This window comes from Aeromonas sanarellii (genome assembly GCF_000820085.1).
GTDB lineage: Bacteria > Pseudomonadota > Gammaproteobacteria > Enterobacterales > Aeromonadaceae > Aeromonas > Aeromonas sanarellii.
Genome location: NZ_CDBN01000063.1, coordinates 1 through 12901 on the forward strand (window position 1 = coordinate 1; position 12901 = coordinate 12901).

Here is a 12901-nt window from a genome sequence, read left to right on the forward strand (position 1 = left end):
GCGCATCGCCCCTGGCCTCACCGAGCCCGTCCGGGAGGACGAAGTCCTGGCCCTGCTGCGCCTCTCCAACTGCCGGCGCTATCAACCCCTCGACGAGGGGATCCGCGAGGCCGTCACCCTGCTCAACACCCTGACGTCAACGCCGAATACCCCAGCCCACCCGCCCGTGCCCGTGGCCCGGCGCCAGGACGCCAGGCTGCTGATCCAGGTGGACAAGGACCAGATGAGCGCCAGGGCGCAGATCACCGCCGACTGGGGCGGCCAGCCCCTCACCCTGGTGCAGTTGCGGGAAGCCCTGGCGGCCAGCCCGGTCAAACAGGGGGTGAGCGAGCGGCTGCTCGCCGCCGCCGTCCAGGCCGCCGGCGAGGCGGCCCCCGGCGCCCTGCTCAGCCCCGTGATCGCCCTGGGCAAGGCGGCGAAGCACGGCCTGGATACCCGCCTGGAGCGGCTGGTGGCGACCGCGGCCGAGCGGATCCTGACACCCCAGGAGCTGGACCACGGCAAGGTGGACATGCGCGACCTCGGAACCCTGCTCACCGTCAAGGCGGGGGCTGCGCTGATGCGCCGCCACCCCGCCACCCAGGGCGTGGACGGCTTCACCGTGACGGGCCAGGTGCTGCCGGCCAGGTCCGGCAAGGAGAGCGCCATGACGGCGGGGGAAGGCACCTGCCTCTCCCCCGAGGATCCGGATCTGCTGCTGGCGACCCGCCCCGGCCTGCCGTGCCAGGAGCGGGCCGGCATGCGGGTGGACGAGGTGCTGAGCGTCAAGCAAGTCGACATCCGCCATGGTCACGTCGAATTCGAGGGCTCCCTGCTGGTCACCGGGGACGTCATGCCCGGCATGCGCGTCAAGACCAGCGGGGACGTGGTGATCGGCGGCTTCGTCGAGGGGGGCTATATCGAGTCAGGCGGCACCATCACGGTGCGCAACGGCATCATAGGCCGCAAGCAGGGGGAGGACGAGTACCTCTGCCACCTCAACGCCGGGGGCGAGATCCACGCCGGCTATGCCCAGTACGCCAGGCTGGAGGCCGACGGCGACATCCAGATCCTGAGCCAGCTCAGCCACTGCTACTGCCGCAGCGGCCAGGATCTGAAGGTGGGGGACAGCGCCATGCGCAAGGGTCACCTCATCGGCGGCGTCAACATCGCCAACCGGCTCATCATGGCCCCCGTGCTCGGGGCCTCGGCGGCGAACCGGACCCGGCTGCAGATCCTCGGCGGCTACTTCAGCCAGAAGGAGCAGGAGCTGGCCCTGCGCCAGCGCAAGCAGGCCTGCCGGGAGCAGATAGACAAGCTGCAGGACCTCATCCTGCGGCTGCTGCAACTGCCCGGCGACAAGCGCAATCCCGAGACCCTGCAGAAGATCAAGGCGTTGCGCACCCGCCAGCTCGACGAGAGCAGATCCCTGGACGAGCAGTTGGTCGAGGCGCAGCAAGCGCTGCAGGCGCTCATGGCCAACATGGACATCATCGCCACCCAGCGCCTCTTCCCCGGCGTCGAGGTGGAGATGGCCCATCACCACAACAGGGTCGACATCGAGCACGGCCCCATCCACTTCGCCATCCGGGAGGATCAGCTGCAACTGACCCCCTATCAGGGCCAGCGCTGAGGCGCCGACCCAACCCAGTCATTCGGCCGCGTGATCCCGGCGGCGATTTTCGCTACACTCGGCCTCCCCATGGCCCCACAGGGCGGGCCGGCCAGACTCAGGTAGTGAGAAGATGTACAAGCTGATCGCATTGGATATGGATGGCACCCTGCTGACCCCAGAGGGCCGGATCTCCCCCCGCACCCAGGCCGCCATCACGGCGGCTCGCGCCAGGGGCGTGACCGTGGTCCTGACCTCGGGGCGTCCGCTGGAAGGCATGACGGCCTATCTGGCCGAGCTCGGTCTCACCGGCCAGGATGACTACGTCATCTGCTACAACGGTGCCCTGGTGCAGCAGGTGGCGGAGCAGCGCATCATCCGCAGCCAGTTGCTGACCGGCAGCGACGCCAGCGCCATCGCCCACCTGGCCAGCGAGCTGGGGGTGAACGTTCACGGCTTCTCCGTGAGCCAGGGTCTCATCAGCCCCAGGGTCAGCCCCTACACCGAGCACGAGTCCCGGCTGATCAAGATGCCGATCAACCTGGTGGACTTCGCTACCCTGCCAGCCGACGAGCAGATCATGAAGGTGATGATGATAGACCCCGAGCCCCTGCTCTCCCGCGCCATCGCCCGGCTGCCCGCCGAGCTCTACGAGCGCTATACGGTGGTGCGCAGCTCCCCCTACTTCCTCGAGTTCATGAACAAGCGCAGCAACAAGGGCACCGGCGTGGCCGCCCTGGCGGAGCACCTGGGCCTGACCGCCGCCCAGGTGATCGCGGTGGGGGATGCGGGCAACGACCGCCACATGATCGAATATGCCGGGCTCGGCGTGGCCATGGGCAACGCCACCGACGAGATCAAGGCGCTGGCCCGGCACACCACCAGCCGCAACGACGAGGACGGCGTGGCCAGGGTGATAGAAGAGTTCATCCTGACAGCCTGAGTCGACGAGGGGCCCTGCGGGGCCCTTCTGCTATCCGGCCATCCGGGCCGAATGTTTAATATATCCACCATGAAATACCCTGGATCCCCGTCCGCCTCTCTACAACCCCCTGAAAATGGGACTCAACTTGGCTGAGCCACGCCATCGGTTAACATAGTTGCATCATTTCGTTTGACATATTGAACGGCCTTGGCAGACTGGAGTCAGGATCCAGGCTGTCGTTGCCCAGGCTGACCGACGATTCTGGCACCACGGCACGACCCTGATCCCATGACCATGCCTTGAGGCATGCCTTTGCGAGCACCCCACGGCAAGGGCCTTCCCAAGGCGCAGGATGAGACCGACAAGGATAGTCAAGGTGACCTATGCCCAACCCCAGTTCCCATTCCAAACCCGTCGTGCTGATGACCATGGGAGCCCAGGCCCGTAGCGGCCACGCCTACCAGGTAATGACCCACAAATACATCACCCCCCTGGTGGAGATCAGCGGCTGCGTGCCCCTGCTGGTGCCCACCTGCTGCGGCACCGAGGATCTGGAGCAGTATCTGGATCTCGCCGACGGCGTCTATCTGAGCGGTGCCGGCTCCAACATAGATCCCACCCTCTACGGCCAGGACAACCTCACCCCGGAGAAACCCCAAGACAGGGACAGGGATCTGTTCGACATTCCCCTGGTGCGCGCCGCCATCGACAGGGGGCTGCCACTGCTCGGCATCTGCCGCGGCATGCAGGAGATCAACGTGGCCCTCGGCGGGGACATACATCAGAAGGTCTATTGCGAACCCGGCTATGCGGATCACAGGGAGGATGCGGACGATCCCGTGGATGAGCAGTATGGCCACAGCCACAGGGTGAGCCTGGTGCCCGGCACCTGGTTTGCGGAACTGATGGGGGAGCCGCAGATCCCGGTCAACTCCCTGCACGGCCAGGGGATCCGGCGGCTGGGGGCCGGGCTGGCGCCACTGGCCCACGCCGAGGACGGCCTGATCGAGGCGATCCACGCGCCGGCGCTGCCCCAGTTCACCCTGGCGGTGCAGTGGCACCCGGAGTGGAAGGCGACGGAGAACCCCCACTCCGTCAAGTTGTTCAAGGCGTTCGGTGACGCCTGCCGCCAATACCGGCAGCGGGCGGGCTAATCGCCGAATCCCTTGCCCTTGAGCTTGGGCAGGGCACCGCGGGCAGGACGCAGGGTACGGCAGACATCCAGCCCCTTGAGACCTCGCTGGATATGGTCAGGCGCCTGCCCGAGCACGGCGCCGTTGCCGCGATAGAGGCGGGCCTCCTCCAGCTCGAACAGCTCGCCGCCGATGAGCAGCTGTTCCCGCCCCTCCACCACCTTGCCCCGCTTCAGGGGCAGGGTCATGTCCACCAGGATCTCGCCGGTGGCACACCCCTCGCGCCAGTGCGCCTCATCCGAGAAAGGAGAGATGGATATCTCCCGCCAGGAGCCATCCCTGAACTCCACCCGATAGCTGTCGCGCAGCAGATCGCACCCCGCCAGCACCATGGGGATGGCCAGCCAGATGACGCCCTTCATTCCACTCACCTCTGCACTCCCTTGTCAGTTCGCGCCAAGGACAAACAAACCGCCGTCCCCGCGCATCTTTTTCCCTGTCTCCGCCTGTTCATCCCAACGCCCCCGGTCACAGCAGCAAGTCGGCCAGCTCGGAGAGCGCCCCCAGCTCCACGTCCGGCAGCAGCGACAGCGACTGCCAGGGCTGGCCGCGGTCGTTGAGCCAGGCGGCGCGAAAGCCGTGCAACCCGGCCCCCAGCACGTCGGTCTCGGGGTGATCCCCCACGTGCAGGATCCGGCCTGGGGCGAGGCCGAAGGCCTCTTGCACCTGCACGAACATGTCCGGTGCCGGCTTCATCCTGGCTCCCGCCCCGGCCTTGCAGACCAGGGTGAAGTAGCCAGCCAGACCCGCCAGCGCCAGATCCAGGTTGCCGTTGGTGATCACCGCCAGGGGATAACGCTCGGCAAGTCTGGCCAGCAGGTGATGGGTCCCCTCGCTCACCTCTATCTTCGAGCGCTCGGCGAGGAAGGCCGCGAACACCCGCGCCGCCTCCTGCTCCGCCAGCGCGGGGGCCATGCCCCCCTGCACCAGGGCCTCGCGAATGCCCTGCCGGCGCGCCAGGCTGACGTCCTGGCGCAACTCGGGCCGGGCCAGCAGCAGCTGGCGCTTGAGCTCCAGCCAGCGCGGCTTGTCCAGCATGGCGGTGGCCAGGTATTCGCTGCGCAGGTGGCTCAACATCCACTGCTCGGCCCGTGCGATGGCGGGACCGTTGTCATAGAGGGTATCGTCCAGATCGAACGAGATGGCGGCCACCGGCTGCCAGCGACGGTAAAACTGCATGGCTACTCCTCTCTACTCCTCATTCGGCACGGCGGAGTCCCGCCAGGCCCTGGCAACGTGGACATTGTCATCCCCGCAGATAACCCACCACATCACTCATCCTCCGGCGTTGCGGGATCCCGCCTGGCTCTCGGGTGGGCATTGTCATACACCTTGGCCAGGTGCTGGAAGTCGAGGTGGGTATAGATCTGGGTGGTGGAGAGATCCGCGTGGCCCAGCAGCTCCTGCACCGCCCGCAGATCGCCGGAGGACTCCAGCATGTGGGTGGCGAAGCTGTGGCGCAGCTTGTGGGGATGGACGTGGGCGTTGAGGGCCTGCTTGTTGCCCCAGCCGTCGAGCCGCTCCTGCACCGAGCGGGCCGACAGCCGCCGCTTGCGCTGGGAGACGAACAGCGCCTCTGCCTCGTCGCCGGCCAGCAGGGGGCGCACCTTGAGCCACTTCTGCAGCCACTCCACCGCCATCCGCCCCATGGGCAGCACCCGCTCCCGCGCACCCTTGCCGATCACCCTGAGCTGGCGCTCGTCCAGCTTCACGTCCGCGAGGTTCAGCCCCACCAGTTCGGCGAGGCGCAGGCCGGAGGAGTACATCAGCTCCATGATGGCGCGATCCCGCACCGCCAGCGGGTCCTGCTCGTCGGTGATGTTGAGCAGCTGGTACATCTCGTCCACGTCCAGGTTCTTGGGCAGCGGCCGCCCCAGCTTGGGGGTGGCGATGCCCCGCGCCGGGTTGGCGGTGATCCGCCCCTGGCGCACCTGCCAGTCACAGAAGCTGCGCAGGGCGGAGAGCTTGGTGGCGAGCGAACGGGGGGCGAGCCCCCCCTTGTGCATCCTGGTCACCAGGCTGCGCACCTGGCTTCCCTCCAGGTGCGCCCAGTCGGTCAGGCCGAGACGCACCAGCTCGGCGGTCATGGCCTCCAGGTGCGCCTGGTAGTTGCTGCGGGTGTGTGGGCTGAGCTGACGCTCGACCCTCAGGTATTCGATAAAGGCCGCCAGTTCGTCGGCCAGTGCCGCCGGCAGGGGCTCGGCGGCTGACGGCACCTGGGTGGATCGGGTCGGCACCTTAGCCACGGGCCAGCTCGGGCAGGCGCAGTTGCAGCAGGCGACCCAGCTGGCCCAGCAGCAGGGTGTCGTTGTGGGGGGTGAAGTGGCTGGGATCCGAGCTCGCGAAGGCCAGCACGCCGAGCTCGCCGAGCCGCATCAGGGCCACCGAGTTGACCAGGACGTCGTTGCCGAACAGCGCCTGCTTCTCGCCCTGGTTGAGACGGCCGAAGTAGTAGTCAGTGCCCGGCAGGCGCTGGCCCAGCAGTTGATCGAGCTGCCGGCCCTCTGCCAGGAAACGCTGCTCGGGGCCGCTCAGCTGGAAATGCTTCGGACTGAGCCAGAGCCGCAGGCCGGTGAGCCGCAGCCGCTGCACGAAGGCCTTGCCCATCACGGCGCTCAGCTCGAACAGGGTCTGGCAGCCATAGATCTCCCCGTAGAGATCCGCGTAGACCCGGAAGATCCGCTCGTTCTCGCTGGCGACCCCCATCAGCTCGGTGATCTCCTGCTCCAGCTGCTCGATGCGCTCGCGCTGCCTGTCCAGTTGGCGCTCCACCAGGGAGACGGTGCCCTTCTGCGCATGGGGGATGCGGATCCGGTCCAGCATGGCCCCGTGGCGCTGGAAAAACTCGGGGTAACGGGCCAGGTACTCCAGCACTGTGGCTTCATCCACCAGTGATTCCTGCCGTTTGAGTTCGCTCATAACTTGGTTGATCCATCCGAAAAAGGGGCCAAGGGCCCCGATATGATCCGTTGTTGGAGCCGGGTTGCCCCGGCTCGCTCGCTATAACTCTATCTGGCCGTCGAACACGTGCTCGGCCGGTCCCGTCATGTAGACCGGCTGGCCCGGTCCCTTCCAGGCGATGGTCAGCTTGCCACCCGGCAGGGTGACGGTGACCCGCTCCTTGAGCTTGCCCTGGCTGATGCCGACCACCACGGCCGCACAGGCCCCGGTGCCGCAGGCGAGCGTCTCCCCCACCCCGCGCTCGAACACCCGCAGCTTGATCTCGCTGGCGCTGACCATCTCCATGAAGCCGACGTTGACCCGCTCGGGGAAGCGTTCGTGGCGCTCCATGATGGGCCCCAGGGTCTCCACCGGGGCTTCCGCCACCGAGGGCACCTCAATGACGCAGTGGGGATTGCCCATGGAAACGGCGCCGCACATCACAGTGTGCTCCTGGGCCCGCAGCAGGTAGGTCTTCTCCGCCTTCTGGGCCCGGAACGGGATCTTGCCCGGCTCGAACTGGGGTACCCCCATGTTCACCGTGACCTGGTTCTCCCCCTCCAGCTGCAATGTGATCCGGCCCCGGGCCGTGCTGACCGCGATGCGATCCCGGTTGACCAGCCCCTTGAGGCGCACGAAGCGGGCGAAGCAGCGGGCCCCGTTGCCGCACTGCTCCACCTCGCTGCCGTCCGCATTGAAGATGCGGTAGTGGAAGTCGAGCTCGGGATCATAGGGCGGCTCCACCAGCAGCAGCTGGTCGAAGCCGATGCCGAAGTGGCGATCCGCCAGCTTCTTGATGATGTCGCTGCTGAAGAACACCTTCTGGGTGACGCCGTCCACCACCATGAAGTCGTTCCCCAGGCCGTGCATTTTGGAAAACTCAATCAACATCGCGCGTTCCTGTCTCACCGTTAATCACGCTCTCACATGGAGGAACGCAGAAAATCCATATAGCTCAAGGCAGCAGGTGTTCGCCGCGCCAGAGATCGGCCAACTGCTCGCGCTCCCGGATGAGGTGGGCCTGGTCGCCGTCCACCAGCACCTCGGCCGCACGGGGACGGGTGTTGTAGTTGGAGGACATGGTGAAGCCGTAGGCGCCGGCGGAACGCACCGCCAGCAGGGAGCCCTCGGCGATCGCCAGGGTGCGCTCCTTGCCGAGGAAGTCGCCGGTCTCGCACACCGGGCCCACCACGTCGTACAGCGCCTTCTCGTGAGCCGCGCGGCTGTCCACCTCGATGATGTTCATCCAGGCACCGTAGAGGGAGGGGCGCAGCAGATCGTTCATGCCGGCGTCGATCAGGGCGAAGTTGCGGGTCTCGCCGGGCTTCAGGAATTCCACCCGGGTCAGCAGCACGCCGGCGTTGGCGACGATGGCGCGACCCGGCTCGAACAGCAGGGTCAGATCCCGGCCCGCCAGCTTCTGCTTGAGCGCCTCGGCGTACTCGGTGGGGTGCGGCGGCTGTTCGGCGCCGTAGTTGACCCCCAGGCCCCCGCCCACGTCCAGGTGATGGATGTGGATGCCTTCCGCCGCCAGCTCGTCGATGAGCCTCAGCAGCTTGTCCGCCGCCTCCATAAAGGGATTGAGCTCGGTGAGCTGGGACCCGATATGGCAATCCACCCCCTTGATCTCGATGTGGGCCATGGCCGCCGCCTTGCGGTAGATGGCGGGTGCCTGCTCGATGGGGATGCCGAACTTGTTCTGCTTGAGACCGGTGGAGATGTAGGGGTGGGTGCCGGCGTCGATATCGGGGTTGACCCGCACCGACACCCGAGCCTTCTTGCCCATGCTGCCAGCGACCCGGTTCAGGCGCTCCAGCTCGGCTTCGGACTCCAGGTTGAAGCAGAGGATCTCTTTTTCCAGCGCGAGGCGCATCTCGGCCTCGCTCTTGGCGACGCCGGAGAAGACCACCTTGGCCGGATCACCGCCCGCCGCCAGCACCCGTGACAGCTCGCCGCCGGAGACGATGTCGAACCCCGAACCGAGGCGCGCCAGCAGGTTGAGCAGGGCAAGGTTGGAGTTGGCCTTGACCGCGTAGCAGATCAGGTGGGGGATGTCGCCCGCCGCCTGGTCGAAGGCGTGCCAGTGGCGTTCCAGAGTGGCGCGGGAATAGACATAGAGCGGTGTGCCGTACTGCTCGGCAAGCCGTTGCAGGGGAAGCTGTTCGGCCTGAAGCTGACCGTCTGCGTCGTAGTTAAAGTGATCCAAGGGGGCGGTTCCTTCCTAGATTATTGCGGCGCGGCCTCTGAGGCCGGTTTGGCGGTCGCAGGCGAGGCGGCTTGCGGTGTACTCTCTGTCTTGGGCTGTGCCGGTGCCTGCTCGGCAGGCGCGCTCTGTTCGGCCGGCGGCATGTAGAGCGGCCCCGTCAGGCCACAGGCGGCCAACCCGAGCGACAGCGACGCGGCAAACAGGCACTTGGTGAACTGGGTAATCATAATGGTTCGCTGCGAAAAAATTTTTGGCCCTCTATAATCGCACTCACATTGTTAAAAGCAACAGGATAAACCGATGAAGGATCACGAGTATCACGCCCTGACCGACGCCTTTTTCCAGTATGTGGAAGACGTCATCGACGAGGGGTATCCGGATATCGACTGCGAACGGGCCGGCGGCGTGCTGACCCTGAGTTTCGAGAACAAGACCAAGGTCATCATCAACAAGCAGGAACCCCTGCACCAGATCTGGGTCGCCACCCGGGAGAACGGCTTCCACTTCGAGCTGCGCGGCGACAGCTGGATCGACAACCGCTTCGGCGACGAGCTCAAGACTCTGCTGACCCGGGCCTGTACCAGCCAGGCCGGTGAGCCCGTGGTCTTCCCATGATCGACCTGCACCCCCAGGGCGCCCGTCATGCGGTGATCTGGCTGCACGGGCTGGGAGACTCCGGTGCCGGCCTCGCCCCCCTGGTGGAGGCGCTGGCCCTGCCCGCCGACCTGCCCATCCGCCACCTGCTGCCAGACGCGCCCGAGCGGCCCATCACCATCAACATGGGCTACCGGATGCGCGGCTGGTACGACATCAAGAGCTTCGAGGATCCGGCGGATCGCACCGTGGCCTCCCATGTGCACGAATCCGCCGACCGGATCGCGGCCCTGCTGGATCGGCTGGTGGCCGAGGGCTTCGCCCCCGAGCGCATCGTGCTGGCCGGCTTCTCCCAGGGGGGCGTCATCGCCGCCGAGACCGCGCTGCGCTATCCGGCTCCCCTGGCGGGCCTGCTCTGCATGTCCACCTATCTGGCGGCCCCCGATACCCTGCTGGGGGAGATGAGCGAGGCCGCCCGCGACCTGCCCATCTGCTACATGCACGGCATCTACGACGACGTGGTGAGCCTCTCCATGGGTTGGGACGCCAAGAACCGGCTGGAAGCGGCGGGACTCAGCCCCGAATGGCACGAGTACCCCATGCGCCACGAGATCTGCCGCCCCCAGCTCGACGACATCCGTCGCTGGCTGCTGGCCCGCCTAAGCGCCTGACAGCCCCCCCAAATACGACAACGGCCTGCATCATGCAGGCCGTTTGCTTTTATCCCTTATGGCGATGCGTGGCTCCTCACCCCGCATTCATCACCCCACTTCCCGGGCCGCCCCCGGATTGTCCCGCTGCGGGTTCTGGCTGCGGTAGGGGATCACCTCCAGCTTGTCGCCCACCTGCACGATCTCGTAGTACTGGGGCAGGTTGAAGTTGCTGAACTGGCCCGCATTGCTGAACCGCTCGTGGCCCGAGGTGTAGAAGCGGTTCACCCCCTGTACCAGCTCGTCCTTGTTGCCGGCGAAGTGCTGGTAGATCTCCACCCGGTTCGCCTCGTCCAGGATATAGATGTTGGTGCCCGCATCCCGGGTATCGAAGAAGAACTGCACCAGCCCTTCGCTGGCGTAGGCGTCGACGATGCCGGGCAGGTGCTGGCTGTGGGTCTTGTCGAGGCGCAGCGGCAGGTGATCCAGCTTGTTGTGGGAGATGTGGCGGTAGAAGTCGATGGCGTTCTCCAGCTTCTTGACCGACACCCCGCGCCGCTCGAAGAAGATGCCGTACTTCTCCTTGCCGAGCGCCAGCGTCTTGACCAGCTGCTGCTTGTCCCGGGCCAGGCGCAACTCGATGCACTCGGCCACCAGCTGCTGGAAGCGGGTGCGCACCAGGGAGCGGAAGTGCTGGCTGTAGCAGAACACCTCGATCATCTCGGGGGCTGCGGCATCCTGGTGCATCTTGCCGAGGATGGTGGTGAGGGCGTCCACCACCGCCTCCTCCCCCTGGAAGTGCAGGGTGCGGATCTCGCTCCAGGAGTTGCGATAGACCAGATCCACCGATCCCACCAAGCACTCCTGGTTGCGACCGAACGAGAACACATCCGCGGCGTTGGCGTCAAACTCGATCACCTGCCCCACCCAGTGGCTGGACGGGTCCGTCTCCAGGTTCAGGAAGATGGAGAGCTGGCGGATCTCGCACGGCCGGCTCAGGGCCAGATTGGTGGCGCGCGGGTACTTGACCGGGAAGGTCCCGGACAGATCGCGGCAGAACTGGTGCAGGTTGTCGATGTGCAGATCCGAGCCCTGGTTGAACAGGTGCACGCGGGACTGGGGGGTCAGCAGGCCGTTGAAATAGGCCCAGGCCACCAGCTTGCTGATGTAGCCGTTATATTCGAGCGGCGCCCGGCCTATGATGTCGGCGGGCTCGAGGGAATGCTTGTAGAGATACCAGCCGGCACGGTTCAGGCGGCCATGGGGCACCTGTACCAGGCTGAGGTCCGGCTCGCCGAGATCCGGCGCTATCTTGAGGTTGATGCGCTGCACCTTGCCCGGCAGGCTCTCGAACGCGGCATAGAGCTTGCGCGACAAAATTCCGATGTCTTCCGGGTTGATGGACTCGCTGATGTTGTTGCGCCGGGCGAACTGGATGAGGTTGCGGTAGCTCTGCATCAGGGCCTCCAGCAACTCGGCGTAAGCCACCTTGACGTCCTCGACCTTCCACTCCTGGCGGTGATCCAGGTGGTAAAGCCGCTCCGGGCTCCAGCCCCAGTAGGCCACCAGCTGGGCCATCTGCTCCCGGCGCCAGTCCGGGGAGTGATCTTCCTTGGGATGGCTCAGGCCGTCACACACCTTGAGGTAGAAACAGCGGCGCACCAGATCGAGGCGCTGCATGTCGCCGATGGACTTGAGGTAGTTCGTCACCTTGTCCAGCATCAGGCAGTAGTTGTCGAGGCGGTAGTGCATCCCCTCATTGTGCTGGAACCAGTCGCGGCTGGTCACCGACAGCAGCCGGGTGTTGGGATACTCGTGGGAGTAGGCCTCCATCAGCACCGACTTGAGCACCGCCTTGTAGGGGGAGTCGATGCCCTTGTAGAGCTGCCAGAGGGCGGATCCGAAGTACTCCTCGGCCGGAATGCGGTTGAAGCCGCCGAGATCGAGCCAGTCATCCTGGCTCAGCTTGCCGTGGGCAAACAGGCCCTTCACATAGTCGTCGTAGTGATCGTCATACTCGCCGGGCACCAGATACCAGAGCAGCCGCTTGCCGGCGATGTGCATGGCGCTGCGATAGAACTCGTCGAGCAGCAGCAGATGCTGGGCGCTGCCGCAGCTCTCCCCCTGCATCTGGGCATCGTTGCGCTGGCGGAACTTGTCCTCGGGGATCAGGAAGAAGTTGAGATCGACCCCCCGCTGCTCCGCCCAGAGGGAGAGGTGCTGGCACTTCTGCTCCAGCAGGGCGAGGCGATTCTGGGACAGGCCTGCCACGTGGCAGACCCAGATGTCGAGATCCGAGTGGCAGCACTGGCCGATGGAGGAGGTGCTCCCCATGGAGTAGAGGCCCTGGATCGACTTGTCGTGGGTGCTGAGCCCCCCCTGGCAGTTGGCGTTCTGGCAGAGATCCTGGATGAAGGCCTGCTGGGCGTCATTGGCGACGAAACTCCAGATGCCATGAGGCACGTCCCCTGCCACATAACCGGGCAGCAGGGGATGGTTGAAGTGCAGCATGACGGGCAGCAGGTGGAAAACCTGCTGCCCGTAGCGACTCATGAGATCCAGCGCCCGTTGCGTCTTGAGACGATTGAGTTCGTCGTAGCGCGCCACCAGCGTGTCGAGTTTTACCAGCAATGCCCTACCTATCGGGGATAGAAATGACGCACCAAAACGGGGAGACGTCAAAAAAGTGTGATCATGTTAACAATGCAAACAGCAGTGGTAAACAAGCCCGCACACAATCACCGGATTATTTCTGGGCGGTCTCGCAAAGGTATCATCGGAAAGCAATAAAACACTTTAATT

At 65.6% G+C, this 12901-nt stretch carries 13 protein-coding genes; 5 read left to right on the forward strand and 8 right to left on the reverse strand.

Features of this window, described 5'->3' with window-relative positions; all coding sequences use genetic code 11:
• From BN1132_RS12300 to BN1132_RS12310, 3 genes are all read left to right on the forward strand, one after another.
• Window positions 1-1612 (forward strand): DUF342 domain-containing protein (locus BN1132_RS12300; protein ID WP_042077889.1); only part of this gene is annotated, 1612 nt, incomplete at its 5' end.
• Between the two features lie 112 nt (window positions 1613-1724).
• Window positions 1725-2534, forward strand: a complete 810-nt coding sequence (gene yidA, locus BN1132_RS12305) for a sugar-phosphatase (protein WP_042077890.1) — start codon at window positions 1725-1727, stop codon at window positions 2532-2534.
• Window positions 2535-2899: 365 nt separating this feature from the next.
• Window positions 2900-3670, forward strand: a complete 771-nt coding sequence (locus tag BN1132_RS12310) for a gamma-glutamyl-gamma-aminobutyrate hydrolase family protein (protein WP_042077892.1) — start codon at window positions 2900-2902, stop codon at window positions 3668-3670.
• Here the strand turns inward: BN1132_RS12310 and BN1132_RS12315 are convergent.
• The 7 genes from BN1132_RS12315 to lptM all read right to left on the reverse strand — a co-directional run bounded on the left by BN1132_RS12315 (window position 3667) and on the right by lptM (window position 9082).
• Entirely contained in the window at window positions 3667-4071 is a 405-nt protein-coding gene (locus BN1132_RS12315) for a hypothetical protein (protein WP_042077893.1), read from the reverse strand. The two genes, BN1132_RS12310 and BN1132_RS12315, sit on opposite strands and share 4 nt — an antisense overlap.
• A 106-nt stretch (window positions 4072-4177) precedes the next feature.
• Entirely contained in the window at window positions 4178-4888 is a 711-nt protein-coding gene (locus tag BN1132_RS12320) for an HAD-IA family hydrolase (RefSeq protein WP_042077895.1), read from the reverse strand.
• 92 nt (window positions 4889-4980) lie between these two features.
• Entirely contained in the window at window positions 4981-5955 is a 975-nt protein-coding gene (gene xerC / locus BN1132_RS12325; RefSeq protein ID WP_042077896.1) for a tyrosine recombinase XerC, read from the reverse strand.
• Window positions 5948-6628, reverse strand: a complete 681-nt coding sequence (locus BN1132_RS12330) for a DUF484 family protein (protein WP_042077897.1) — start codon at window positions 6626-6628, stop codon at window positions 5948-5950. The genes xerC and BN1132_RS12330 overlap by 8 nt, the downstream gene beginning before the upstream one ends.
• A gap of 81 nt (window positions 6629-6709) precedes the next feature.
• A complete protein-coding gene (gene dapF / locus BN1132_RS12335) occupies window positions 6710-7540 on the reverse strand; it encodes a diaminopimelate epimerase (RefSeq protein WP_042077898.1) in 831 nt (276 codons plus the stop codon).
• A 64-nt stretch (window positions 7541-7604) separates the two neighbouring features.
• Window positions 7605-8855 carry a diaminopimelate decarboxylase gene (gene lysA, locus BN1132_RS12340; RefSeq protein ID WP_042077900.1) on the reverse strand — a complete coding sequence of 417 codons (1251 nt, stop codon included), beginning with the start codon at window positions 8853-8855 and terminating at the stop codon, window positions 7605-7607.
• Window positions 8856-8875: 20 nt separating this feature from the next.
• The gene (gene lptM, locus BN1132_RS12345) at window positions 8876-9082 is read right to left on the reverse strand and encodes an LPS translocon maturation chaperone LptM (RefSeq protein WP_042077901.1); all 207 of its coding nucleotides are present in this window, start codon (window positions 9080-9082) and stop codon (window positions 8876-8878) included.
• 73 nt (window positions 9083-9155) lie between these two features.
• Here lptM and cyaY point away from each other — a divergent pair, with 73 nt between their 5' ends.
• Together cyaY and BN1132_RS12355 are read left to right on the forward strand one after the other, a co-directional pair.
• Window positions 9156-9470: an iron donor protein CyaY gene (gene cyaY / locus BN1132_RS12350; protein ID WP_042077902.1), complete on the forward strand. Its 315-nt coding sequence runs from the start codon at window positions 9156-9158 to the stop codon at window positions 9468-9470.
• Complete coding sequence (locus BN1132_RS12355) at window positions 9467-10120, forward strand: alpha/beta hydrolase (RefSeq protein ID WP_042077903.1); 654 nt, start codon at window positions 9467-9469, stop codon at window positions 10118-10120. The genes cyaY and BN1132_RS12355 overlap by 4 nt, the downstream gene beginning before the upstream one ends.
• Before the next feature lie 90 nt (window positions 10121-10210).
• Here the strand turns inward: BN1132_RS12355 and BN1132_RS12360 are convergent, their stop codons facing one another.
• Window positions 10211-12730 (reverse strand): class I adenylate cyclase, encoded by a 2520-nt coding sequence (locus BN1132_RS12360; RefSeq protein WP_042077905.1) that lies wholly within the window; start codon window positions 12728-12730, stop codon window positions 10211-10213.
• Window positions 12731-12901 lie beyond the last annotated feature (171 nt).